This is a genomic window from Mycobacterium gordonae (genome assembly GCF_001417955.2).
GTDB classification, from domain to species: domain Bacteria; phylum Actinomycetota; class Actinomycetes; order Mycobacteriales; family Mycobacteriaceae; genus Mycobacterium; species Mycobacterium gordonae_B.
The window spans coordinates 1-24,140 of the sequence record NZ_LKTM01000079.1 but is presented as its reverse complement, the minus strand read 5'-3'; the positions used below and the strand labels follow the sequence as shown (position 1 = coordinate 24,140).

Here is a 24,140-nt window from a genome sequence, read left to right as displayed (position 1 = left end):
CGGGTTCGCTTCGGCGCGGGGTCAGGCGATCAGAGCGAGGCACAAGGCGGCCAGCGCGAGACCCTGCAACAGGGCGCGGGCATTGATGATCCGGTCCCAATCAGCCTGCAGCACGCGCACATTCGGCAATACCCGACCCCGATCGGCGGCAGCGGTGAGCTGCCGGTTGATCGGCGCGCTGACGCGGAGGTAGAGCAGCAGCCAGACGAACAACAGTGCCACGGCCACGCCGGCCGAGATCGCCTGGTCCCAGTGCCCCGCGACTGCGGCAAGTGCGGCGCTGGCGGCGGCCGCGACGACACCGACGACTCCTGGCACGGGCATTCGCCGGTCACCGTAGCGGTGCACGAAACCGCTGACCGCCGACAGCGCCTGGTCGTCAACCTGGGCCAGGGCGGGCCGCAACACGAGCCGCAGAACACATCGGTGCCGTAAACCACCCCGTTGGCGACGACGGCGATCAGCGCCGCAAGTTGAGCGAACTGGACGAGGGACATGCGAGGCCTTCCTTTGGTCACTGCTAGATATGCTAGCAACGCTAGACAGTTCCGTCGCACGTGTCAATAGCGGTGCTATTGGAACTAGCAATGCTACTATTGCGCATGCCCGCCGAGGACCGTCGCACCCGTGAACGAGCCGCGCGACAGCAGCTGATCGTGACGACCGCGCGCCGTCTGGCCGAGGACGAAGGATGGGACGCCGTCACCACGCGCCGACTGTCGTCCGAGATCGAATACAGCCAACCCGTGCTGTATTCGCACTTCACCAACATGGACGAACTCGCGAAGGCCGTCGCCCTCGAGGGGTTCGGCGAGCTCACCGAGAAACTGCACACCGCGCGCGCCGGCGCCACCACGACTACCGACGCGCTGCGGCGGGTTGCGCACGGGTACGTCGATTTCGCCTGGGAGAGCCCTGCCCTTTACGACGCGATGTTCATTCGGGCGACCTCCCTGCACTTCGCCGCCGAGGACACGCCGCCAGAATTGGCAGCGGCCTTCTCCGAACTGCGCGAGGTGGTCGCGGCCATTGCCGAGCACCGCGATGCGGACACCCTGACCGAGGTGCTCTGGTCGGCGTTGCACGGATTGGTCAGCCTGTCCCGCACTCGCCGGCTACGCCCGGGCCTCGACGCCGACCGTGTCAATCTGCTGGTTAACCTACTTGCGCCGTGACGTAGTTTCTGAAGATTTCTTCATAAACGCCTTGACTGCCGATTACCTCGTGACTGAAGATATCTTCACTACTCTTTTCGCCGGAGGTCGACCGTGGCAGCTTCTGAACTTAACTACACCGCGCCCCCGCCGCGGGTGGCTGACAAGCTGCAGGACGGCCTCGCTGCCGCGGTGCAGACCGCGCACGAACTCGTCACGGCCCTGGGTGAACAGGAACCGCCCCGCCCCAATCACGACGGTGAAGCCGAGCAACTGGGCGATGTGAGCGTGGTCCACCGCTTCGTCGAAGCCCCGGGCGACAGCGAAACGGTCCGCTGGCACGTCGTGGAATCCGGAACGCCGTCAGATCCCACAGTGGTGTTTCTGCACGGACTGCCCGATTCGTGGTGGCAATGGCACTACGCCCTGGAGGCCCTCAGCCCCCGTTATCACTGCCTGGCCATCGACCTCAAGGGCTACGGTCAGTCCGACAAACGCAGCGGCGACTACCGCCAAGAGGGGGTGGCGCAGCAGCTCGGCGCCCTGCTCGACACGCTGCAAGTCGGCGAACTCACCCTCATCACACACGACCGCGGCAGCCCCGTCGGTGACCACCTCGCCGCGGCGCTCGGCGATCGGCTCCGCGGCTACGGCCGTGGGCAGCAACACTTCTGGCATTTGCACCCCAGTCTGCACCCGCAACAACAATTGATGCAGTCGCCGGAGGCGCCGGCCATGCTCACCGAGGCACGCCGCTTCGTCCTGACCGTGTACTCGTGGCTCACCGAAAGGCCGGTCGCCGAACGGGATCTGCTGCGCTCCAGCGCGGAGTTCAGCTACCCGGGAATCGCGACCTCGGTCCCCCGCTATTTCCACTCGTCGTCGTTTCGTCAGGAATGGGTGGACCGGCGCACCCGGCTTATTCGGTCCTGGACGGCTCCGGTGCTGCTGCTGCAGGGCGCCCACGATCCGCTGCAGCCCCGCGAATTCTACGAGGAATCAGGACTTTTGGAGCTGCTGCCGCCTGGAAGTGGCCTGCATCTGTTCGACACCGGGCACTTCTGGCCGTTCGAGGCGCCACAGGAAACGGTTGACGTGCTGAGCGACTTCTGCGACACGGTGTCCCAAAGCCGTTCGGCGCGTGCCGCCTACGGCTGAACCGCCGCCTGCAATTGGCCAAGTGTGTCGAAATCTAATGGCTTGCAGCATAATTGGTGAGCCTCGTCGGCCGACATCCCGAACATCCTCAGCAGGTCTTCCGCGACCCGGTCGGTGTTCTGCGCCGCGTCACGCTCAGGTTCGGCCTGCAGCAGTTCGCCCAGCCCCAGCAACACTCCGGCGGTGACGGCCATCGCCAGTTTCGGATCCGCGACGTGGAGCCTGCCGGCTGCGGCCGCGGCGGCGATGTCGCGCTTGGCGCGCGGCGCCAGACCCCGGTCGGCGGTGATGGGGGCCAGGCCGTGGTTGAGGACGATGCGGCTTGCCGGCTGAGGAAACATCCGCCCGGTCAGCCGGAAACTGAATGCAAATTTCTCGGCCGGGTCGTCTATCGACTCCGTCAGCGCGTCCAGCAACGCCCCGTGCGCATCGAGGATCTCATTGATGGCCGCTTCGAAGAGATCTTCTTTCGTCTCGAAGTGGTTGTAGAACGAGCCGACGCCGACGTCAGCGGCTTGACTGATGTCTTGGATCGGCACGTTGAGCTTGCCCGCCGCCATGAACTCCTGCGCGGCTGCGATCAGCGCCGCACGGGTGCGCTTCTTCCGTCTTTCCAGGCGGTTGAGTGGGCGGTCATCAGACACGGGCGTTGGCTCCTCGGTTATGAAGCTTTCTTCAAAAATAGCGCCATTCGTGAATGACGATATCTTCAGGCGGGTGTTTCGGAGTTGATCAGCAGGTGCGTCGTGTCGCACGCATACCAGCGATAGCCGTTGCCTATCCTCGGCGCATGGTCGACACCGCCCCGGACATCGTCGTCATTCACACCGACGGCGGGTGCAGACCCAACCCCGGCCCCGGCGGGTGGGGTGCCGTCCTGCGCCAGCGTCACCACGTTCGCGAGATGTACGGCGGCGAACCCGGCCTGACGAGCAACAACCGGATGGAGCTGACGGCGCCGATCATGGCGCTGGAGGCACTGACCCGAGCGGTGCAGGTCCACCTCTACACCGACAGCACCTACGTCCGGAACGGCATCACCAAATGGGTTCTCGGCTGGGAGCGCAACGGCTGGATGACCGCCGCGAAGCAACCGGTGAAGAACGTCGACCTGTGGGTGAGGCTCCAGGCGGCCTGCGCCCGGCACCGCGTCGAGTGGTTCTGGGTGAAGGGGCACGCAGGTATCGACGACAACGAACTTGCGGACGAACTGGCAACCCGGGGTCTGCGGGAAGCGCTCTCCGGCTAGCCTTCGCGCGAGCGGTCCACTCGTTTTCGACTCTGTCCGGTTAACCGCACGGACCGATTTGGTATCAGGTCACATACGCCACTTCTATCTCCGACGGTCACATACATAGCATCACGCGATGCAGGACTGCTCGATCAATCTTTGGACACGGCACGCGCGCCCTGTTGCTCGTCGTGACTTCATGCGCTATGCCGTCGCCTTCTCCGCGCTGCCGGCTTTATACGTGGCCTCGACAACGGCACCTGCGACGGCTGCCGCCGCACCCAAACTGATCGACTTCGCCATGCACCAGATCCCAGCCGAGCACATCAAAGCCGCCGGCTACTCCGGGGTCATCAACTACGTCTCGCTGTCGCGTCCCGGCTCGTCCTTCGGCGCCAAGCCGATCACCCGGTCCTACGCCGAGCAGCTGACCGCTGCCGGGCTGATGATCGTCAGTAACTACCAGTACGGCAAGCCGGGCGGGACGGCATCGTCGGACTTCAAGCGCGGGTTCGCCGGTGGCGTCGAGGATGCCCGCACCGCCTGGAAGTTGCACACGGCGGCGGGTGGCGGTCAGAGTGCCCCGATCTTCTTCACCATCGACGAGGACATCAACCACGACACCTGGAACAACTTGGCGCTGAAGTGGTTTCGCGGAATCAACTCCGTTCTGGGCGTGCAGCGGACCGGTGTCTACGGCGGGATCGATGTATGCCAGTGGGCAGCCGCTGACGGAGTCATCGGAAACTCGCGCACCCCCGGCCATCGGTGGGCCTGGCAGACCAAAGCCTGGTCCGGGAGCAGGATCGACCCCGCCGCGGTCCTCTACCAACGCGTGGTGAGTACGGCGTCGAACCCGGGCCCCAAAGTGGGAGGACAAGAAGTGGACGTCAACGACATCCTTGCCGCGGATTGCGGTCAGTGGCACCTGCATCCGTGAGCCGGTAAGGCCATATTCCCGTCTCTGGCGCTGCTCGCCGACCGGATCGGGTTCCCGCCGACGAGGTCGAAGCGAACATCTGGTCCGTCATCACCTCGGCGGGAATCATCTTCGCCGCCAGCATGTTCGGCTTGATGATCGGATCCGTCGGCATGATGATCCAAGCGGGGTTCATTATCGGTTGCGGGCTGCTGCTGGATACGTTCGTCGTCCGAACCGTCACTGTACCTGCCATCGCCACGCTGTTGCGCGAGAAGAGCTGGTGGCCACATCGACCGAAAAAGATGGACATTCACGGCTCAGGTAGAGGAGCGGTAGCGCCGTGAAGAATTGCATTACAACGCATCTGAAATCTCTTACTTCTTCGGCAGCGGTACCGGTGCATACTTCGACGCCGCGACGATCTTGAAGGTTGCCTTCTTCATCGCATCGCGCCTGTCTCTCGTGACGAAAACGAACATGTCCCTCTGGGCGGCTTCGCCCGGCGCCAGGATGTCCACGAAAGCGGTGTCGTCTGCGATGCGATCTCCGTTGGCGTCCAGAGCTTCAACTTCGACGCTGAAGGATTGGCTGCTGTTGCTCTTGTTGCGCAGGGTCACAACCATTTTGCCGGGCTTGCCCGGATCGCTGTCAGTGACAAATTGGCCCAACTGGACGTCGAGATCGTTGCGCAGAATCACGTCGGTGTCCTGGCCCGTGATGGACTCCATTGGTGGGCGGCTGTCCTTGAAGGAGTTGAGGATGACGACGATCCAGAAGCTCCCGAGGACCAGCGCCAGCACGCAGAGCAATGTGCCGGCAATGGCCCCGGCTCTGCCCGCCCGCACTCCTCTGATCGCGCCGACCAGCGCGATGATGCCGAACACAAGGCCCACGGCGGCGACCGGCAAGGCCATGATCCCGACCACGGGAAGCAGCCCCAGACAAGTACCGACGATGCCGAGCAAGAGGGCCGTCAGCGCAAGGCCCTTGCCCTTTCGTGGTTGTGGCGGCCGCGGCCGAGGGCCGTCGGGTGGCAGTCCTCCCGCTACAGGTGCCAGTTGCCACTCTCGCGGTGGCGGCGGGGAGGACATGCAGACCCCTATCGGTGAAAGTGCCGGAGTTTATAGACGGCACGTTAAGCCGCAGTGCTGCTGCGTAAGTAGTGCCAAAAGTCCCCGACCACCGAGCAGATTCACTCGCGATAATCGGCAACCGGCGTTGTTGGTCGGATAGGCAATCGCTCCCGTTGAGCGCCGGAGCGCCGTAATTCCCCTGCACACCTACACTTTTGCGACTGGCAGCCCAGGGCAGGCGCTGATGTAGCCGATATCTTGTGATACCGAGTCCTGCCACTGCTGGCGGCTCATATTGGTGGAGAGCTTGGCGCACAACCCCGACGTGGCATCGCGGTAGTTGAGCCACAACCGCACGCTGTGGTCGACACTGCCGGACACCAGATAGCTTCCATCGGGGCTGAACGCCACGCTCTTCACCGGCTGCGTGTGGCCCCTGAGCGGAGCACCGACGGGTTGCCCGGTGTCGGCATTCCACAGACGCACGGTGAAATCCTCACTGGCGGAGGCGATCCGCGTGCCGTCGGGGCTGAACGCGACGCTCAATACGCTGCCCGTGTGGCCAGTCATCGGCTGGCCGACGGCTCTGCCGGTCTCCGCGTCCCATAAGCGCACCTCATCGTTCAGTCCGCTGGAGGCGATCCGCTTGCCGTCGGGGCTGAACGCGACGCTGTATACCCAGCCGGGGCCGGGCATCGGCTCACCGATTTGCTTGCGGGTGGCCATGTCCCACAGGCGCACAGCGCCGTCGGTGTCACCCGAAACGATCCGCGTGCCGTCCGGGCTGAACGCGACGCTGACTATCCAGTCCGGGCCGGTCATCGGATCACCGATCTCTTGGCCGGTCGTTAAGTCCCACACCCGCAACGTTTTGTCGCCGGCGGAAACGATCCGCGTTCCATTCGAGCTAAAGCCGACAATGTCCATTTTGGTCCCGATCGGGGCACCGACGGGTTGGCCGCTGGCCACGTCCCACACCCGTACCGTGGAGTCGTCGGCGCTCATCGCCGCGATCCGCGCACCGTCTGGGCTCCACGCCATACCTCCCCCGCCGTAACCGGTGATCGGGACGCCGACGGGTTGGCCGGTGGCTGCATCCCACACCACGATGCGGTCGCGACTGCCGGAGGCGATCCGCTTGCCGTCGGGACTGAACACGGCGCTGTTTACCGCCCCCGGGGACCCGGTAAGCGGCTGCCCGACCAGCGGGGTGGGTTCGCCACTCCAGATACGGACCGTGTGATCCTCACCGCCGGAGACGATCCGGTGGCCGTCGGGGCTGAAGGCTAGGGTATGAACTCCGCGCCGGTTGCCCACCAGGGGCGGGCCGTCGGCCTGGCCCGTAGCGGCATCCCACAACCGCACGGTCGTGTCGTCACCACCGGAGGCGATCCGCTTGCCGTCCGGGCTGAATGCCACGCTGGCCACGGGCCCGGTGTGGCCGGTCATCGGCGGGGCGAGGGCTTGGCTTGCATCAGAGTTCCACACCTGAATGGTGCCGTCCCCGCTACCGGAGGCGATCCGAGTGCCGTCGGGGCTGAACGCGACGCTGAACACTCTGCCGCCGGTCAGTTGCAGACCGACGGGTTGACCGGTGTCCGTGTCCCAAACCCGCAGTGTCTTATCTGCGCTACCGGAGACGATTCGCCGACCGTCGGGGCTGAAGGCCACGGTACTCACCGAGTCCTGGTGCCCCGCCATGTAGCGCCCGACCGTCCGGCCGGTGTTGAGGTCCCACATCTGCACGGTGCCGTCCCGCCTGCCGCAGGCGATCCGGGTACCGTCCGGGCTGAAAGCCACCGAATCGGTAATGCCGACGAGATTGAGCTGATCACCGATCGGATTACCGTTCTGCGCGTCCCATACCCGCGCGACACCCGCACTGACCGCGACGACCCGCGCGCCGTCCGGGCTGAACTGCACCGCACGGACAGAAAAGAGGCTCACGCGGTCGACAACCGGCTGGCCCGTGTCGGCATTCCAGAAAGACACACCATTGGCGCCGCCTGAGGCGACCCGCCGCCCGTCGCGGCTGATAGCCACACTGTCCACTGACTCACGTGTCTCGATGATCTTCAACGTCCGCGAGTTGTCTTCCAGCGCGCTCCGCAACGGACCGTCGTCAGGCGTTTGCGCAAGTCGCGCCGCCGTAACCAGTCTCTGGAAGGCCATCACGTCCGACCCGGGTCGGGTGCGGGCCAGAATCGACTGCGCCTCGGCGACCAGGCGAAGGCTCGTCGCCTGGCGAAGGTCCCGCTCCGCCGCATGTTTGGCCCGGAATGCCATCACGAAGCCGGCCGCGGCGGCGACCAGAGCTACGAGTGTGGCCACCGCCAGCGCGGCTATCAGAACCCGAGGACGCTTTGTAGTCACGGGCGAGAGCCGTTGGGCAGCATCCTGTTCAGCGACAACCTGTGGGTCGGCCTTGTCTCCCACGGAACATCTCCTTCACAGCAATGTGCATACCCCGTCGCATGCGTCTGCCTCGATGACTACTTCGGCTTTGTCGTCGATGTCTTGTCGGGCACGCATGTCTCGGGATTGTGCTCGCAGTGATAGCCGGTCCCAGGGCAGGAAACGCAGTAGGGCGTCGGCTCCGGAATCGTCGTCGATCCCGCGCTTCGCGAATTGCCACAGGCAGCCACCAAAATCGTTGTCACGAAGACGAATAGCCAGCGCCGGAACATATTCCGCTCCTCTCAGAAGCAACCGATTCGCGGATTCCACGGGTTAGGTCACCGCTGTGCACAACCCGGCAGCCGCCCCCAATCTTTCTGGTGCCGGCCGTGAATTCCCGAGACGCCACGTTCCCGCATCCCAGTGCTGTTCGAGAAGAGCCTTTTGAACCGACCGTGCAGAGCCTTAAGACCCCAATATCGGCCACAGGTCCGCGGGGCCGACCTCGCCGTGGGGTGGACAAACGAATCGAAACTTGTTCTCGTCGAAGACTGGTGGACGGCCATTCTGCTTCTGATCAAAGTAACGCCGACGCCCCATCAGGGACGAAAGGCCCTAGCGGGACATCACCTTAACGAGAAAATTCGCTCCTATGATTCGCTCATTACTTGCCGCAGCGGCCGTCGCGGCGGCCGCGCTGGGATTTGCTCCCATAGCCATCGCCGACCCTGACCCCGACCGGCCCTGCAGTGAAGAAAGTAGTAGTTGCAGCGACACCTGTTACGAACGCTGTTGCGGGGACGTCTACTGCCGCACCTCCTCACAGCTCTCGTGCCTGACCAATTGCCTGAAGAACTGCTAGTCCAGTCCCGACTAGCAGTTGCAGATAATGGATTTCGCGATCTCGCGCCGCAACCCGTCACAGCGAGATCGCCCCACCGGTTGGACGGGCGCGATTCCACAGAGAATGGCTCGTACCGTGTGGAAAGCATCTAATCCATTGCGGGGTTTGGCAATCCGAGCCCTTGCGGTGGTGGGAGCCGTTGCGACGACCGCCATTGGTGCCGCTTCCACGGCCGGTGCCGGCCCCGAAGAACAGCTGAGAAGCGTGCTGCCAGCTGGTTATGACCCCGCCTCGTGCCAGTCGCCGAACAATCAGTCGTCACCCACGGGAGTGGCGCAGTCGATGCTTGCCCTAGCCGCCCTTGAATGTCGGGACAACTCCCTGCCTGGCGGCCCAACCTACGCCTACTACAGGCTCTACGCGGATAACGAAAAGCTGGATAAGGCGTTCTCGGGGGAGAAAAATGCCAGCCGCCAGGCCTATTGGTGGTTCCTACCGTGCCCTGGCCAGCAGGGAACCGGTCCCGCGGCCGCGGCGACCTGGCATGAGAATCGCGCGCCAGACAAGGTTGCCGGCTGGATGGTGTGCGGCAAGGTCTACGGCCCGGTGCACGGCAACGCCGAGGCGAAATCCATCATGTGGACGCGGGACTCCGACCGGCTCCTCAGCATCGCCGAAGGACCCGATCTCGCCGGTTTGTATGACTGGTGGACGCGCAACAGGTGAGCTTCCTACGGCGATACAAACTACGATCGATGTTCGATCACCAACACTGTGGCGCTGCCTTGGTTGGCGCCGTACACAGGGCTGCTGACGTAGACAGTATGGGTGCCCGGGTCCACTGCCAGCATGTGCAGCGTTTCCTTGCCGGTGTGCAGCTGCAGGGTGGCGGTGACGGTGCGCGTCGCTCCGTCAACCACGGACAATGTGTCGTTGTAGCCGTAGGTGACATAGAGGGTATGGGTGCCTGGGTCCACCGCCAGGTCGTACGGGTACGAGTGCATCGAACCGCTGTCGACGTGCAAGGGCATGTTGGCGGTGACGGTGTGTGTCGCCCCGTCGATCACCGACACGCCGTCGCCCGCGGTGCCGTAGACGGTGTGGGTTGCCGGGTCCACTGCCAGGTTGTCCGGATGAGGACCTTCGATGGGAACGGTCGCGGTGACGGTGCGCTTCGCGCCGTCGATCACTGCCACGCCGCCGAACGTGCTGATGTAGACGGCATGGGTGCGCGGGTCCACCGCCACGTCGGTTGCGTCACCATTTTCGAGGGACACGGCGCCGACGACGGTTCGCGACGCCCCGTCAATGACCGAAACTGTGCCGTCGCCGTAGCAGAACCCTGCATTGCCGCACATGCGTCCGGTTGTGACGTAGACGGTGTGGGTGCTCGAGTCCACCGCTAAGTCGACAGGGCTCTTGCCGAGGGGCACGGTGGCGGTCACGGTGCGGGTGGCCTCGTCGATCACCGACACCGTGTTGTCCAAGCTGGCGACATAGAGGGTGTGGGTGTTCGAGTCCACCCCCAGGTCGACTGGGCTCTTGCCGACGGGCACGGTAGCGGTCACACTGCGCGTCGCCCCGTCGATCACCGACACGGTGTTGTCAGCGTTGGCGACGTAGATGGTGTGGGTGCCCGGGTCCACCGCCAGGCCGAACGCGCCGCCTTCGACGGATATGGTGGCCGCGACGGTGTAAGGACCTGCCCCATTGGGATCGGGCTTGCTTGTCGACGGCGCAGCCGGCGGGGAACTCGCCGACGAAGCCTGGCCTTCGGTCGAGCCCCGGCATCCGGCCAGGACCACCGCGAGCACGACGGCTGCGATGAACGCGAGCACGCCGGAGCACAACGGGTGGTGTTGGCGAGTGGGTCGGCGTTGCAGCCTAACGAGGCTGGGGAAGAGGGCCGGGCTTTTCACAATTCATTCTCCAGTGCGTTCGAATTTGTCGTCGAAGTCGTAGACGCTGTCGCAGGGGGTACCGCCGGTCACCTGTTGGTGGGCGCGCCCCGTGAGGACGGGAATCGGATCCTGCGGCGCAGGGGGCAACGGGAATTCCCGGATGTCCGTATAACGCCCCGCGCCACCACTCGCACATCTCATGCCGCGTTCAAAATTCACGGTCCATTTTTGGCCCGCAAAAACCAGCGGCGTAAAGTCGAGGGCGGTGTAGACGAGGCTTATGCAGTGGTCGCCGGTGCGGACACAATACGTCTTGACAGTATTGCTGCGGGTGTAGGTGCCCGTTTCTTGTTGCATTGTCTCCAGGTATTGACCGTGTAGTCCCTGGGCAGGGGACGCGTGTCGCGGTGGTTGTGTTTCGTTGTCACCTACCTGAACATTCGAGTCGACGTTTCCGGTGCGCCTGAGTGTCAGGATTTGCTTGGCGGGCAGGCTCGATCCCCGAATACCGGGGACGCCGCATTGGATTTGAGGGACCTCGAGATATTCGCCGGCCAATGTTCCATCGGGACGGGGTTGCAGCGTAAAGATCAGCCAAACATCGGTGCCGACCGTGTCACACGTGCCCGGCGTCACCGCGACCGCCAGCCATCGTCCGTCGATCTCGTCGAACACCAAACTCGACAACTTGGAATTCTGCCGACCATAAGATGCGGTCGCCAGACAGCCATTAGCACGACACATGGACCGGATTGACCATGGCCCGTCATAATTTTCAGTCACCACATTCCCCTGATAGGCGTTGCCGAAGATGTCAGTCCGCGGGCCGAATTCAGCACTAAAAGTGCCATCGAGGGGGCCGATGGGTTCGGCTGTCGATTCTTCTGCGGACCGGCGCGAGTAGACGATGACGGCCACGATCGATGCGAACACCACGACGACCAGCACAGCGGCAAGGATGCCGGCGCGACCGGCCCGACGGCGCGGTGGCGCGGCGGACTCTGGGTAGCGCTCACACGAGGTCTCGGCCATCGAGCCCTCCCGACTGTCCAGCCCATCAGCCGACTCACCATAAGGCGCGCCTGGCCACACTTGATAGGCACCTTCGGCACCAAAGAAGAGGACAAAGGTCCATTCGCGGCGGGCGCCTTCACCCGTGCGGCACGGCGCCCGCTTTCACCCTGACGACCGGCGACGGCGTCATCGGCGCCGGGCCGTCGCACCACTCAAATCGATTCCCCTGGTGGACGTTTGGCCGTCAGCGGGCCTGGCCGGTTCGCCGCGCACAAAGAACAACATAAGGACCCCGATCAGTCCTCGATACGGCCGTGTGTACCGCCTTAGTTGCGCAAAAAGCATCTCGTTACGCGGCCGCGGCCTGATAACCGTTACCGGACAATGGTTTATGCTCAGCGCAAACCCGGATGCGAACATCGAACTGCAGCGGCCTACCTACCACTCGTACTCCTTCTTGATCGGAAGTCCCGGGCAGGCCTCGGTGTAGTCGATATCGGGTGACACCCAGGCCTGCCACAGCCGGCGGCTCATGTTGGTGGAGAGTTTGGCGCACATTGCCGATGCTGCGTCGTAATAGTTGAGCCACAACCGCACGGTCCCGTCCTCACTTCCGGACACGAGGAAAGATCCGTCGGGGCTGAAAGCCACGCTGGTCACGTCCTCCACGTGGCCTCTGAGCGGAGCACCGACCGGTTGTCCGGTGTCCGCGTTCCATAACCGCACGGTGCGGTCCCACGCAGTCGAAGCGATGCGCTTGCCGTCGGGGCTGAACGCCACGCTCATGTTGTACAGAACCAGGCCCGGATAACTCGTCAACGTGTTCGCCGTCATCGGCCGGCCCACGGGCTTGCGGGTAGCAGCGTCCCATAGGCGCACCGTGTCGCCTGTGGTGAGAACCTCGCCAGAGGCGATCCGCCTGCCGTCGGGGCTGAACGCGACACTCTCGACACCGCGCGTTTCGTGGCCGGAGATGTTCATCGCGTCACCGATTTGCCGGCCGGTCGCCACGTCCCACAAACGCACACCGTCGCTACTGCCCGAAGCGATGCGCGTGCCGTCCGGGCTGAATGCAACGCCCTTCACGTCAGAACTGTGGCCTGTCATGGGGTTTCCGATTTGTTGGCCGGTCGCCACGTCCCACAGCCGCACGGTCTTGTCGTCACCGCCCGAGACGAGCCGCGTACCGTCCGGGCTGAAGGCGACGCTTCGCACGTCCCAGCTCTCTATGGGCCTGCCGACGGGTCGACCGGTGGCCACCTCCAACACATGTGTCTTTCCGTCACCGCTCGCGGCGATCCGCTTACCATCGCGGCTCAACGCCACGAAGCGCCCGTATTCGGTGAGCGGGGCGCTGACGGGTTGACCAGTGGTTGGGTCCCACCGCGCGATGCCGTCACCGCCGGAGGCGATCCACGCGCCGTCGGGACTGACCGCGACTTTGACCTCCGTTACCGTTCCTGGGGGCAGCGGGGTCCAGCCGGGCGGGGTCAGCACCTGGCCAACCATCGGAACTGGTTCGGCATTCCAAATTCGGATGGTCCTATCGCCGCTGCCGGAGGCGACCCGCTTGCCGTCGGGACTGAACGCCACTGTCCCGACGGTCCATTGGTGGCCGATAAACGGGCGGCCGATGGGCTGGCCGGTGTCGGCATTCCATAACCGCACGGACATGTCCTCGCCCCCAGATGCGATCCGCCTGCCGTCGGGTCCGAACGCCACGCTGTACACGTTCCCCTTGTGGCCGGTCATCGGTAAGCCGACCGCCTGGCTCGCATCGGCGTTCCACAACTGGATGGTGCCCTCGCTGTTGCCGGAGGCAATTCGCGTGCCGTCGGGGCTGAATGCCACACTGCGAACCGAGCCCGCGGTCATTTGCTGACCGATGGGCTGGCCGGTGGCCACATCCCACACTCGCAGGGTCTTGTCCGCACTGCCGGAAACGATCCGGCTACCGTCGGGGCTGAATGCCACGGCGAGGACCGAATCCTGGTGCCTTACCAGAGGTTTGCCGACGGTTTGACTGGTGTTGACATCCCAAATCTGAATGGTGCCGTCATCGCCGCCGCACGCTATCCGCGCATTGTCCGAGCTGAACGCCAGCACAGGACTCTTGACCTTCAGCGGATCGCCGATCGGATGGCCGGTCTGGGCGTCCAACACCTGCGCGGTGTTCCGAAGGACGGCGACGGCGCGCGTGCCATCAGGGCTAACCACCACCGCTCGGACGTCGTTGAGGTTCGACCGCTCGCCGACTGGTTCGCCGGTTTGGGCGTTCCACAACGACACGCCAAGGTCATCGCCCGCGGCAATCCGCTGGCCATCGCGGCTGAATGCGACCGCGTTGACTGCATTGGGCGGCTCGAGCAATGTCTCGATGATCTTTATGGCCCGCGAGTTGTCCTCCAGCACAACGCGTAACGGGCCGTCATCGGGCGTCTGCGCAAGTCGCTGCGCAGCGACCAGCGCTTGGAAGGCCGTAGTGTCCTTCCCAACACGGGCGTGGGCCAGGATCGACTGAGCTTCGTCGACCAGGCGAAGGCTGGTCGCCTGGCGAAGATTCCGATCCGCCCTTCGCTTGGCCTGGGCTGCCATGACGAAGCCGACCACGGCGGCGACCAAAGCGATGACAGTCGTCACCGCGAGCACAGCTATGAGCGCGCGGCGTCGCTTCGACTGCGCAACCGCGGCGGGTCTGATGGCGGCGTCCGGTTCCTCACCGCCCCCTTGGCGTTCGGGCGTGCCCTCCACCGAAATCTCCTTCGCTGCGGCCCTTCTCGGTTTCGAACACCACGGACCCGAGTTGTCGCCAGCCTTCCAACCCTGGCTACTCAGTGTCGGCGGTCGAAGAGTCACGGAGCTAGTGCCTTTTGACCCTCGTAGTCGGGCCCAATTTCCCGCCCGGACCGTTATTGAGTAGCTCGGTAAAACACGCGGGTGATGTCGGCCATGAGGGCAGAGCTGTCTTCACTGTTGGTCATCCCTCGGACGAGGATCACAAGTACGAAGGGTTGCCGCCCGTAGACGATTGCCGCATCGTGGTGAATTCCTTTCAGGGTGCCGGTCTTATGGGCGACCGGGATGGTGGGGTCCAGGCCGGAAGGAATGCCGTCGTTGATGTGCTGGCGTTTGAGGATTTCCACCATTTGGCGTGATGAGTCGGGGTCGACGACTTTGCCCTGGGCGATTGCGGTGAGCAGGATCGCCAGTCCGCGCGCAGTCGTGGTGTTGTTGAGACCCAGGTCGTAGGCCTTATTGTCTTCGACGCCGCGCAGCACGTTCATGCCGTCCGCGCCGAGGAGATGAACCGTGGCGCGAATGTTCTCTATGCCGAGCTTCTTGATAAGCAGATTCGTTGCGAGATTGCTGCTCATCGTAATCATCAGTTCGCACAATTCGCGAAGGGTTCGGGTCTGACCTTCGGACCTGTAGAGGTCGCCGTCGGAATCGTTGCCAGGATCGAGGTAAAAGGCAGATCCATCGACAAGCGAAAAAAACTCATTGTGGATGAGGAGCGGATCATCGAGGGCGAGCTTGCCTTGTCGCGCCTGATGGAAGAGTTCGATCATGACGGGCACCTTCATGGTGCTGGCGGCGTGGAATGTGTCGTCGGGTTTGTAAGACCACTCCGATCCACCACCGAGGGGGCGGAAGAAAACAGCGACATCGGCGTGCGCGGCAAGGATGCGTCGTTCGACCTGTCGTTCGGCACCGGCCAGGGAGTAGATCCGGGGCGAGGACGACGGTATTGCCATGGACGCCAATAAGACGAAGACGAGGGCAGCACGAGGCTTCCGGAGAACGTCTCGGCAGTTTCGCCAACAACCTGCCACCGGTGGCCCCACCTGGCGTTTCTAACCAGCGGTGCAATTAACGCTGGTATGAGAAGGATCGATTGGACATTTGCTGCCTTTCGTGGAACCAGTCCGCGACACCGGGTTCTTCGGGCAGAGGCGGTGCGTGTAATTCATGCATTGTCGCCGGGTGACGGTGCGGACGAACTGCTTCATCGTTTCAGCCATATCTGCTTAAATTTCCGCGGCGTCATCAGACCGCGACTGCCTTCCGCGCCTTGATGAACCGTTTTTCAAACCGACCCCGGCTCCCAAGTCATGGCTCGGCCGCCGTCGCTACGACGCCAATCATCGGGCCTGAAGGGGAAATGCGGCAGGGACTTTGGACCCCTAAATGCGCGGCCTTCGTATGTAAGACCCGGGGACGGATGTCATGTGGACACACGTCCGGTTGGACGCGATGTTGAACACGCAGGCGGTGAAGTGGTTTCGCGAATCCCGCGCTGTTCTCTCCAACGCGAGGCGAACTGGCTAAACCCCGCGTTCAACTGGCAGCAAACCTCGATCGACAGCGCTGACCAGTGCGGCGTGGTCTTTTTCGGTCTGATCGGCGTAGCGCCGCGCGAACGTGCACAGCGCCTTGTCAACCCGGCCGGAACTCCCCAGGTAACCGGCAATCATCGAGGCGCCGCTTGTCCTGGCGTGCCCCTTGGCCAGAAGCTGACCCACCACTCCGGCGTAGTCAGCCAGCGCGGCCGCATCGATCGCCTCTAAAGGTATGCTTCCCTTCATGTTTCGGAACTGCCGCACGTAGTATTGCAAGCCGTCGATCGTGGTCCAACCCAGCAGTGGATCGCTCACCGTCTGCAGTGACTGCTGGTATTCCACCACCCGCTGCCCCTGGTGCGCGTGCCATGCCGATTCACCGTGCACGTAGCGCGCAAGCACCGATCGCCGAGCTTGTTTGAGCTGTAGGAAAATTACGTCCTTCTCCGATGAGCCTTCCAACAGCGCCACGTAGGCACGCAGGCCGACACTGCCCACCCCGACGACCTTGTGTGCAACGTCGACCAATGTGTAGCCACCGAGCACGCGTCGCCAGTACGACGGCAGGGTTTCGACATACTCGTCGAGTGCTTTGGCCAGTGACGCCGATTCACCGGAGGACAACCGGGTGATCAGCGGTGGCTCCTCGACAATTTTCCGCTCGCCATCCACCTCGTGGGTGAAGCGCGGCAACGCCCGGTCGCCGGTGCGATGGCGCGCCCGCTTCGCCGACCTCACGACCTGTTTCTTGAACCGGCCTGACGTCTCGGCTGCCAGCCTGTCGACATCAAGCCTGACGAAAGACCTTGTGAACAATGGCAATTCGGCAAGCCGCCGCAATTCCTGACGATACGACGCCACACAGGACCGCACCGCATCGCAGCAGTCGTCTTCCGACGTCCCGTTCTGGCGCCCCGCCACCCAGATGCTCGCGGCCAACCGCCGCAGGTCCCACTCCCAGCAGCCTGGGTGGGCCTCGTCGAAATCGTTGAGGTCGATCACCAGATCCCGCTCAGGAGATGCATAGAACCCGAAATTGCCGAAGTGCGAGTCGCCGCACACCACGGGTGAGATACCAGTTGCCGGCAGGTGCGCGACGTCCTCGGCCATCACCACCGCGGACCCGCGCAGAAAGCCGTACGGCGAGTCGACCATGCGGCCGACCCGGATCGGGATCAGCCGGTCATCCCTCCCCTGGTGACTGATGTTGATCAGGTCCACGGGGTCGGGACGGTTGGAAGGCGCCGCCCAGTCGGCCAGCGACTTACGCGGCACCCGCTTACGCAGACTCTTGCCAAGCGCGTAGCGCTCGGCCCGTGTCACCGGTCGCTGCCGCAACGACCGATACGGGGCGGCGTCGGCGTCGGCGAGTACGGTGTGCCCGCCGGCCCCTGCATCGCGATCCATATCGGCTAGATACCCCGATCGTTACCGGGTAAGTCCAGGGAAACCTGGCGAACCCCTGACCCCCACACTGCCAGGAGCGTGCAGATGCCGTTAACACAGCCTGGTCCGGCAGCAGATCGACCCCGAGGGGCCCGAGAAGTCGACGTCAACGACGTGCTTACCGAGGAATGCGGCGGAGCTACACGCCATTGGGGGCTGCATCATCCACGTCGGCCAAGCTAACCTTCAACGTCGTGGAACCGCCGATGCGGGCAAAGCTGGCCGATGGCCGTGACTTGCTGTTCTTCTCGTTGCCCGGGCACCGTCCAGCGCCGGTTCCGGATCGCCGGCCGTTGCTCGAGCATGACGGGTACCAGTCGGAGTTGCGCTTCGACCGGTCAACCGGACAGTGGGTGATCGTCGCCGCGCTACGCCAGGACCGCCCCTACAAGCCGCCCGCCGACCATTGCCCGCTGTGTCCGGGTCCGACCGGACTGACCAGCGAGGTGCCCGCCCCCTACTATGACGTGGTCGTTTTCGAGAACCAGTTCCCGAGCCTCTCCGGCGCCGCACGATCGACCCTGGCGTCAAGTCCCGCACCGATCCTGGCGCCTGCGGATGGCGGCTTTGTGTCCGCGCCCGGATACGGCCGCTGCGAGGTGATCTGCTTTTCCAGCGAACACTCCGGGTCGTTCGCGAATTTGGAGCCGGCCCATGCCCGGTTGGTTGTCGAGGCGTGGCGGCATCGCACTGCTGAACTGATGGCCGAACCGGGCATCGAGCAGGTGTTCTGCTTCGAAAACCGTGGCGAGGAAATCGGGGTGACGCTGACCCATCCACACGGTCAGATCTACGGCTATCCGTTTCTGACGCCACGCATCACCACGATGCTGGGGCAGGCGCGTGAACATCGGATGCGCCACGGCGGCAACCTCTTTGCTGACCTATTGGCGCGCGAGGTGGCCGATGGCAGTCGCGTGTTGGCGCGCACCGAGCACTTCACCGCATTCGTGCCGTTCGCGGCGCGCTGGCCGGTCGAGGTACACCTCTACCCGAACAGGTTCGTGCGCAGTCTGGTCGATCTTGAGGACGACGAACTGGACGGGTTCGCGCGGCTCTACCTCGATGTCCTGAGGCGATTCGACCGCATGTATGCCCCCACTCCGCTGCCCTACATGTCGGCCCTGCATCAGTTCACCGCGACCGACGCCCAGGCCGACGGCTACTTCCACGTCGAGTTGGTGTCAATCCGGCGCGACGCCGACAAGCTCAAATACTTAGCCGCCTCCGAGTCCGCGATGGGCGCGTTCATCAGCGACGTCACGCCCGAAAGCGTGGCCCGGCGGCTGCGGGAACTCGGATGACGGTCCGTTTCGCCGCACCCGGTCGGATCAACCTGATCGGGGAGCACACCGATTACAACCTCGGCTTTGCACTGCCGATCGCGCTACCGCAACGCACCACCGTCACTTTCACCCCCGACCACAGCCGTGTGATCACGGTCAGCAGCGATCGCGCGGACGGCTCCGTGCGCATTCCGCTGGGCACCGCACCCGGTGACCCCGACAGCTACATCGAGGGCTGGGCCGGCTACGTCGCCGGGGTGATGTGGGCCCTGCGTGAAGCCGGCCATCCAGTGCCCGGCGGCGCGATGTCGATCACGAGCGACGTGCCGATCGGGTCGGGCCTGTCTTCGTCGGCCGCGCTGGAGTGTGCGGCGCTGGGCGCGATCGCGTCGGCAGCCGATGCACACATCGACCGAATGGAACAGGCACGCCTTGCGCAGCGGGCGGAAAACGACTATGTCGGCGCGCCAACGGGTTTGCTTGACCAGCTGGCATCGCTGTTCGGTGAACCGGCCACGGCGCTGCTGATCGATTTTCGCAGCCTCACCGTCACACCGGTCGCATTCGACCCCGACACTGCCGGCGTCGCGCTGTTGCTGATCGACTCCCGCACACGCCACCGTCATGCCGGCGGGGAGTATGCCGCCCGACGCGCATCCTGCGAGAAGGCGGCTGCCGATCTGGAGGCGTCATCACTGCGCGACGTTCAAGACCGCGGCCCGTCGGCCTTGGCCGCGGTGACCGACCCGGTCGCCGCCCGTCGTGCCCGTCATGTGCTGACCGAGAACCGCCGGGTGCTTGACTTCGTTGCTGCGCTAGGTGATTCGGATTTCACTCAAGCCGGTCGGATCATGAGCGCCTCGCACGCCTCGATGCGCGACGATTTCGAAATCACCACCGCGCACATCGACCTGATCGTCGATGCCGCCATCGATGCCGGGGCTCTGGGTGCCCGGATGACCGGCGGCGGCTTCGGGGGCTGTGTGATCGCCTTAGTGCCGATCGACCTCGCGGATAGGGTCGGCGAGGCGGTGCGCCGGGCAGCGTCTGACGCCGGCTTCGCGGGCCCGGCGATCACCCGAACCCGGGCTGCCGGAGGCGCCCGGGCGCTCGGGTGAGTGATCTGGAAGCATCGGCGCCGTAACCCCGTCGCTGCCAGCGCAACTCAAACGGTTGCAAATCGATCAAAGACGCGCAATGACCTCAGTCGGGGAACTATCGTCAATAGGTGCGGCGTCGAACTGTGCTGAAGTTACCGGTGCTGCTGGGGGCAGGGTCTGCGCTGACGCACGTGCCGCGCGCCGCCGCACAGCAGAGCCGGTGGTCGGCTGACCGAGCCAACCGTTGGTATCAAGCGCAAGCCTGGCCCGTCGGCGCCAACTACATCACCTCGAACGCCATCAACCAACTCGAGATGTTTCAGGCCGACACCTTCGACCCGCACCGCATCGATGTCGAACTCGGCTGGGCCCAGCAGCACAAGCTCAACACGGTGCGGGTATTCCTGCACGATCAGCTCTGGGCCCAGAATCCCTGGAGCTTCCGGATGCGTCTGGCGGAGTTTGTCACCATCGCGGCGAATCATCGCATCAAGCCGATATTCGTCTTCTTCGACTCGTGTTGGGATCCGTTTCCGAAGCCGGGTCCGCAGCGGGCGCCGACGCCCGGCGTGCACAACTCCGGCTGGGTGCAAAGCCCGGGGGCTGAACACCTCGACAATCTGGACTACCGCCGCACGCTGCACGACTACGTCACGGGAGTGTTGAAGCAATTCCGCTCCGACGATCGCATTTTGGCTTGGGATCTGTGGAATGAGCCCGACAATCCAGCGCGTGCGTACCGCAAGGTCGAGCGGAAGGACAAGGTGGAGCGGGTCGCCGACCTGCTCTCACTGGCGTTCGATTGGGCACGTTCGGTGGATCCGATTCAGCCATTGACGAGTGGAGTATGGCAAGGCGAGTGGGGAAGCCCTAACCGCCGCAGCACAATTGCCAACATACAACTGGACAATTCCGATGTGATCACATTTCACAGCTATGACCGACCAGCGGCATTTGAGGCTCGGATCGCCGAACTCTCCCCGCTGGGGCGGCCAATGATCTGCACCGAGTACCTGGCCCGGACGGTCGGCAGCACCGTCGAGGGAATATTGCCAATTGCCAAGCGCTACAACGTAGGTGCGATCAATTGGGGTCTCGTCGCCGGGAAGACCCAGACCTACCTGCCCTGGGACTCATGGGATCATCCGTACAAGACGGATCCCGAGACCTGGTTTCAGGACCTGCTCCAACCGGATGGAAAGCCTTACCGGGACAGCGAGATTCAAACCATCGGCAAACTGAGCGGTCCCGACGGCCCGGGATGACTCCTACCTCAGTCGGGGCGGTGGCGGCGATAGTGCCGCGCCACTCGAGTCCGGTTGGCGCAGATGTTCTGGGTGCAGAACTTCCGGCGGGCATCGGAGGCCACGAAAAGCATGCTGCAGGCCGGGTTCTGGCATCGGCGCAGGCGGCCGCGCGCGGGCCCCACCAGCAGGTCGATGAGGCTGTCGGCGACCACCGCAAGTGCGATGTCGTAGGGCTGGTCGGTGGCGGCCCGCCATCGGGTGAGGGCGCTCCATCCCGAGGGTGACCGCGCCAACCGTCGCGTCGCGGCGGCCCGGGAGGCGACATCGTTAACGAGTTCGACTGTGTCCACCCTCGGTGCGGCCCCCGTCAGATGTGCGTCGAGAATGTCCCTGACGGCACGGCGCAACTCGATCGTTGGCGCCAGGGGTGGCGGCGGTGCGACCTCAGGCAGGCGATCCCGTTGCAGGTCCCACCACCCTCGGCAGGCGGCCTCATCAGGCAGAAGGTCGGTGGGTGGGTCATGGACCGTGATGATCGTGTCCGCCAGGTCCACCGCCAGCGGCTCCCCCGCGACAAAGTAGCCGGCCGCTTGGGCGCGCTTGAGCCGCAACTCGGGATCCATGTCCTAACGATAACAAAAACTTGACACCGTTAGACCGACAGCCCATGATGACTAACGTCAAGCTATTTTCGTTAACGTTAGGATATCCCCAGTGACCGCACTCGACCTCCTCCAGCGTGCCGATCGCCGCCTCGCCGGCCTGACCGCTGGTCTCGAAACCGCCGATCTGAACCGCCCCAGCCCGTGCACGGGGTGGAATGTCCGGTCCCTGCTCAGCCACACCGTCGCGTCGATCGACGCCTTCGCCACCGCCATCGACGGACAGGGCGGCCCCACCGAGGAAGAACTCTTCAGCGGTTCCGACATCCTCGGCGCGGCCCCGCTCGCGGTCGTCGAGCGCTCGATCGCGCGGTCTCATCGGGCGTGGTCGACCATCACCGACTGGCAGTCTCCGGTCGCGACCGTACTTGGCGAGATGCCCGCCGAGCAGGCCATCGGGATCATCACCTACTCCACCCTGGTGCACAGCTGGGATCTCGCGGTCGCCGTCGATGTGCCCGTCGAGTTCGACGCCGACGAAGCGGGATTGGCGGAATCCGTCGGGTCCCAACTGGTCCCGGCCCTGCGGCCGCAGAACCTCTTCGGCCCAGCCGTCGCAACAGGTTTGACGGCAACGCCGACTCAGCGAGTAGTCGCCTTCGCGGGTCGGCATCCGTTGTGAGGACGAACGAAAGCCGGCGCGCCGCTGTGGGATTCCACAGCGGCGAGCTCGCCGTTCAGACGCAGGCCGGTGTGAGCAGTCAGGCCGGACGGCTTTCCGCGATGGTGGGTCGCGGCCAACTCCGTTCGGGAACAGCGGATTTCCTGGGTGCTGTGCGGCTGGCGGTCGTGACCGCCCGCGACCCCGGAGGCACACTGTGGAGCTCACCACTGTTCGGAGAGCCGGGCTTTCTGTCGGCGCTCGACTCGGGCACGCTGCACGTCGACAGCCGCCTTCCCGCGGCGGACCCGCTGAGCAACATGCCCAGCGGTCAGCTTGCCGGCATGATCGTCATCGACTTTGCCACCCGGCGTCGTTGGCGGATCAACGGCGTGGTGAGCGCCAGCCCCTCTGGGGGATTCGATCTCGAGGTCGACCAGTCATTCGGCAACTGTCCGAAGTACATCACGATGCGCAATCTCCCCACCCCTTTTAATTCGCTTGTGCCGCAACGGACTCCGATCTTCGCCGGGTCCACCCTACGTGCACAGGACCGTCTGCTCATCCAACGCGCTGACACGTTCTTTTTGGGCACGTCGCACCCGACGGCGGGGGCCGACTCCTCCCACCGCGGTGGCCCAACAGGTTTCGTGACCGCCGTGCACGATCGGCTGTGGTTTCCCGACTATGCCGGCAACAACCTCTTCAACAGTCTCGGCAACATCGCCGTCGACCCCAGCGCCGCTCTGCTGTTCATCGACTTCGACACCGGGACAACACTTCAGCTGTCCGGGGAGGCAGCTCTGACGTGGGACGGCAGCACGCCCGCCGAGGAGGTTCAGACCGGACGCGGCGTGAGCTTCACTCCACGGCACGTCGTGGTCGCCAGGATGGGCCGGTAGCGCTATTCCGCCGGGCGGAAATACGGTTCGACCGTACCGCTCAGCTTGATGACCATGGGATTTCCGCGGCGATCTTTGGCTGTGGGGACTTCAACACGCACCCAACCCTCGGCAACGTCGTATTCGTGGACGTTGGTTTTCTCGACGCCGTTGAAGCGAATGCCTACGTCGCGGCTCAGGGCCTCTTCGCTGTAGAACGGGCTGCGCGGATCAATGGAGAGGCGATCCGGCGGGACGTCTTTCGTCTGTTCCTCGGACATCATGGCTTTCGGTAGATCCTGCGCTGGGTGATCGGTCGATCTGAGCGTAACCCGACGGGTTGCGGGGAGCGGCTTGGAGGGCTAACTCACGAATTTCGCTGCAGCAAAAAACCCGAAGCCATCTGACTTCGGGTTTCTGTGGGTGGAGCTAAGGGGACTCGAACCCCTGGATTCGGTCTTCGTCAACGCCTCTACCTGGGCTTTTGGCCGTTCTCGATCAATTTCAGGGCCGTTCGTCACCTGCGGTTTTCGGTTCGGCGTGTTGACGGCGTCAACACAGCGCACCGTCTCCATTAACGGCAGGTTCCGCACCATCACGGACCCAGCAGCGCAAGGGGGACCACGCCGATGCCGTCGGGGCATCGGTAGGCATTGGGTCCGGTATTGATGATGATCGCGTCGAGCAAGTCCGCGCGCAGGTGCTCGGCCAGCCAGCGCAGATGCGCGGTGTCTCGATCGTCGACTGTTGCAGCCAGTTTCACCTCGATGGCAAGAACCCGGCCGTCGTCACGCACCACCACCAGATCTACTTCGTGGTCACCGTTGCGTGTCCGGAGGTGACCAACGGTGGCCTCGGCAGCCTGGGCAGCAACCCGTACGCA

The 24,140-nt window shown here is 64.1% G+C and carries 20 protein-coding genes and 3 pseudogenes; 11 read left to right on the top strand and 12 right to left on the bottom strand.

Annotated features, from left to right (window positions below):
• Positions 1-21 precede the first annotated feature (21 nt).
• Positions 22-497, bottom strand: a pseudogene (locus AO501_RS09280) (DUF1772 domain-containing protein).
• Positions 498-602: 105 nt separating this feature from the next.
• Between AO501_RS09280 and AO501_RS09275 the strand changes: the two are divergent.
• Entirely contained in the window at positions 603-1,175 is a 573-nt protein-coding gene (locus tag AO501_RS09275) for a TetR/AcrR family transcriptional regulator (protein ID WP_055577438.1), read from the top strand.
• Positions 1,176-1,268: 93 nt separating this feature from the next.
• The gene (locus AO501_RS09270) at positions 1,269-2,312 is read left to right on the top strand and encodes an alpha/beta fold hydrolase (protein ID WP_082658500.1); all 1,044 of its coding nucleotides are present in this window, start codon (positions 1,269-1,271) and stop codon (positions 2,310-2,312) included.
• Here the strand turns inward: AO501_RS09270 and AO501_RS09265 are convergent.
• Complete coding sequence (locus AO501_RS09265) at positions 2,303-2,977, bottom strand: TetR/AcrR family transcriptional regulator (RefSeq protein WP_055577489.1); 675 nt, start codon at positions 2,975-2,977, stop codon at positions 2,303-2,305. The genes AO501_RS09270 and AO501_RS09265 overlap by 10 nt on opposite strands.
• Positions 2,978-3,102: 125 nt before the next feature.
• Here AO501_RS09265 and rnhA point away from each other — a divergent pair, with 125 nt between their 5' ends.
• The 3 genes and pseudogenes from rnhA to AO501_RS09250 all read left to right on the top strand — a co-directional run.
• Positions 3,103-3,561 carry a ribonuclease HI gene (gene rnhA, locus AO501_RS09260; protein ID WP_055577436.1) on the top strand — a complete coding sequence of 153 codons (459 nt, stop codon included), beginning with the start codon at positions 3,103-3,105 and terminating at the stop codon, positions 3,559-3,561.
• Between the two features lie 118 nt (positions 3,562-3,679).
• Positions 3,680-4,483, top strand: coding sequence for a DUF1906 domain-containing protein (locus AO501_RS09255; protein WP_055577435.1), 804 nt, complete (start codon positions 3,680-3,682; stop codon positions 4,481-4,483).
• Positions 4,484-4,554: 71 nt separating this feature from the next.
• Positions 4,555-4,809 (top strand): annotated as a pseudogene (locus AO501_RS09250) (MMPL family transporter); the annotation flags it as partial.
• Between the two features lie 30 nt (positions 4,810-4,839).
• Here AO501_RS09250 and AO501_RS09245 read toward each other — a convergent pair.
• Positions 4,840-5,391, bottom strand: a complete 552-nt coding sequence (locus tag AO501_RS09245) for a DUF4190 domain-containing protein (RefSeq protein ID WP_055577433.1) — start codon at positions 5,389-5,391, stop codon at positions 4,840-4,842.
• Between the two features lie 354 nt (positions 5,392-5,745).
• Positions 5,746-7,869 carry a WD40 repeat domain-containing protein gene (locus AO501_RS09240; RefSeq protein WP_055577432.1) on the bottom strand — a complete coding sequence of 708 codons (2,124 nt, stop codon included), beginning with the start codon at positions 7,867-7,869 and terminating at the stop codon, positions 5,746-5,748.
• A gap of 955 nt (positions 7,870-8,824) precedes the next feature.
• Here AO501_RS09240 and AO501_RS09235 point away from each other — a divergent pair.
• Positions 8,825-9,505, top strand: a complete 681-nt coding sequence (locus AO501_RS09235) for a hypothetical protein (protein WP_156452425.1) — start codon at positions 8,825-8,827, stop codon at positions 9,503-9,505.
• Positions 9,506-9,525: 20 nt separating this feature from the next.
• Here AO501_RS09235 and AO501_RS09230 read toward each other — a convergent pair whose 3' ends face one another.
• The 5 genes from AO501_RS09230 to AO501_RS09210 form a co-directional block, all read right to left on the bottom strand.
• Positions 9,526-10,617 carry a YncE family protein gene (locus AO501_RS09230; RefSeq protein ID WP_055577430.1) on the bottom strand — a complete coding sequence of 364 codons (1,092 nt, stop codon included), beginning with the start codon at positions 10,615-10,617 and terminating at the stop codon, positions 9,526-9,528.
• An 84-nt stretch (positions 10,618-10,701) separates the two neighbouring features.
• On the bottom strand, positions 10,702-11,712 hold the full coding sequence (locus AO501_RS09225) for a hypothetical protein (protein ID WP_055577429.1): 1,011 nt from the start codon (positions 11,710-11,712) through the stop codon (positions 10,702-10,704).
• A gap of 420 nt (positions 11,713-12,132) precedes the next feature.
• Positions 12,133-14,445: a WD40 repeat domain-containing protein gene (locus tag AO501_RS09220; RefSeq protein WP_055577428.1), complete on the bottom strand. Its 2,313-nt coding sequence runs from the start codon at positions 14,443-14,445 to the stop codon at positions 12,133-12,135.
• A 158-nt stretch (positions 14,446-14,603) separates the two neighbouring features.
• A complete protein-coding gene (locus tag AO501_RS09215) occupies positions 14,604-15,449 on the bottom strand; it encodes a serine hydrolase (RefSeq protein ID WP_063892841.1) in 846 nt (281 codons plus the stop codon).
• Between the two features lie 570 nt (positions 15,450-16,019).
• On the bottom strand, positions 16,020-17,441 hold the full coding sequence (locus tag AO501_RS09210) for a DUF2252 domain-containing protein (protein WP_055577427.1): 1,422 nt from the start codon (positions 17,439-17,441) through the stop codon (positions 16,020-16,022).
• A gap of 245 nt (positions 17,442-17,686) precedes the next feature.
• On the opposite strand from AO501_RS09210, the gene galT reads away from it, so the two are divergent.
• The 3 genes from galT (at position 17,687) to AO501_RS09195 (ending at position 21,131) form a co-directional block, all read left to right on the top strand.
• Positions 17,687-18,784, top strand: a complete 1,098-nt coding sequence (gene galT, locus AO501_RS09205) for a galactose-1-phosphate uridylyltransferase (protein ID WP_231752421.1) — start codon at positions 17,687-17,689, stop codon at positions 18,782-18,784.
• Positions 18,781-19,884 (top strand): galactokinase, encoded by a 1,104-nt coding sequence (locus AO501_RS09200; protein ID WP_055577425.1) that lies wholly within the window; start codon positions 18,781-18,783, stop codon positions 19,882-19,884. Before galT ends, AO501_RS09200 begins: the two co-directional genes overlap by 4 nt.
• 110 nt (positions 19,885-19,994) lie before the next feature.
• Positions 19,995-21,131 (top strand): cellulase family glycosylhydrolase, encoded by a 1,137-nt coding sequence (locus tag AO501_RS09195; RefSeq protein ID WP_055577424.1) that lies wholly within the window; start codon positions 19,995-19,997, stop codon positions 21,129-21,131.
• A gap of 8 nt (positions 21,132-21,139) precedes the next feature.
• Here AO501_RS09195 and AO501_RS09190 read toward each other — a convergent pair whose 3' ends face one another.
• The gene (locus tag AO501_RS09190) at positions 21,140-21,736 is read right to left on the bottom strand and encodes a CGNR zinc finger domain-containing protein (protein ID WP_055577423.1); all 597 of its coding nucleotides are present in this window, start codon (positions 21,734-21,736) and stop codon (positions 21,140-21,142) included.
• A 91-nt stretch (positions 21,737-21,827) separates the two neighbouring features.
• Here AO501_RS09190 and AO501_RS09185 point away from each other — a divergent pair, with 91 nt between their 5' ends.
• Together AO501_RS09185 and AO501_RS09180 are read left to right on the top strand one after the other, a co-directional pair.
• On the top strand, positions 21,828-22,397 hold the full coding sequence (locus tag AO501_RS09185) for a TIGR03086 family metal-binding protein (protein ID WP_055577422.1): 570 nt from the start codon (positions 21,828-21,830) through the stop codon (positions 22,395-22,397).
• Positions 22,394-23,278 (top strand): pyridoxamine 5'-phosphate oxidase family protein, encoded by an 885-nt coding sequence (locus AO501_RS09180; protein WP_055577421.1) that lies wholly within the window; start codon positions 22,394-22,396, stop codon positions 23,276-23,278. Before AO501_RS09185 ends, AO501_RS09180 begins: the two co-directional genes overlap by 4 nt.
• 2 nt (positions 23,279-23,280) lie before the next feature.
• Here AO501_RS09180 and AO501_RS09175 read toward each other — a convergent pair whose 3' ends face one another.
• Both AO501_RS09175 and AO501_RS09170 read right to left on the bottom strand, forming a co-directional pair.
• A complete protein-coding gene (locus AO501_RS09175; protein WP_055577487.1) occupies positions 23,281-23,538 on the bottom strand; it encodes a DUF3297 family protein in 258 nt (85 codons plus the stop codon).
• 314 nt (positions 23,539-23,852) lie between these two features.
• Positions 23,853-24,140, bottom strand: a pseudogene (locus AO501_RS09170) (DUF4143 domain-containing protein); the annotation flags it as partial.

Bases quoted from the DNA above. Each gene is read 5' to 3' on its own strand.
- AO501_RS09275 (WP_055577438.1), top strand. From the start codon at position 603: ATGCCCGCCGAGGACCGTCGCACCCGTGAACGAGCCGCGCGACAGCAG.
- rnhA (WP_055577436.1), top strand. From the start codon at position 3,103: ATGGTCGACACCGCCCCGGACATCGTCGTCATTCACACCGACGGCGGG.
- AO501_RS09255 (WP_055577435.1), top strand. From the start codon at position 3,680: ATGCAGGACTGCTCGATCAATCTTTGGACACGGCACGCGCGCCCTGTT.
- AO501_RS09235 (WP_156452425.1), top strand. From the start codon at position 8,825: ATGGATTTCGCGATCTCGCGCCGCAACCCGTCACAGCGAGATCGCCCC.
- AO501_RS09225 (WP_055577429.1), bottom strand. From the start codon at position 11,712: ATGGCCGAGACCTCGTGTGAGCGCTACCCAGAGTCCGCCGCGCCACCG.
- AO501_RS09215 (WP_063892841.1), bottom strand. From the start codon at position 15,449: ATGGCAATACCGTCGTCCTCGCCCCGGATCTACTCCCTGGCCGGTGCC.
- AO501_RS09210 (WP_055577427.1), bottom strand. From the start codon at position 17,441: ATGGATCGCGATGCAGGGGCCGGCGGGCACACCGTACTCGCCGACGCC.
- galT (WP_231752421.1), top strand. From the start codon at position 17,687: ATGCGGGCAAAGCTGGCCGATGGCCGTGACTTGCTGTTCTTCTCGTTG.
- AO501_RS09200 (WP_055577425.1), top strand. From the start codon at position 18,781: ATGACGGTCCGTTTCGCCGCACCCGGTCGGATCAACCTGATCGGGGAG.
- AO501_RS09190 (WP_055577423.1), bottom strand. From the start codon at position 21,736: ATGGATCCCGAGTTGCGGCTCAAGCGCGCCCAAGCGGCCGGCTACTTT.
- AO501_RS09175 (WP_055577487.1), bottom strand. From the start codon at position 23,538: ATGTCCGAGGAACAGACGAAAGACGTCCCGCCGGATCGCCTCTCCATT.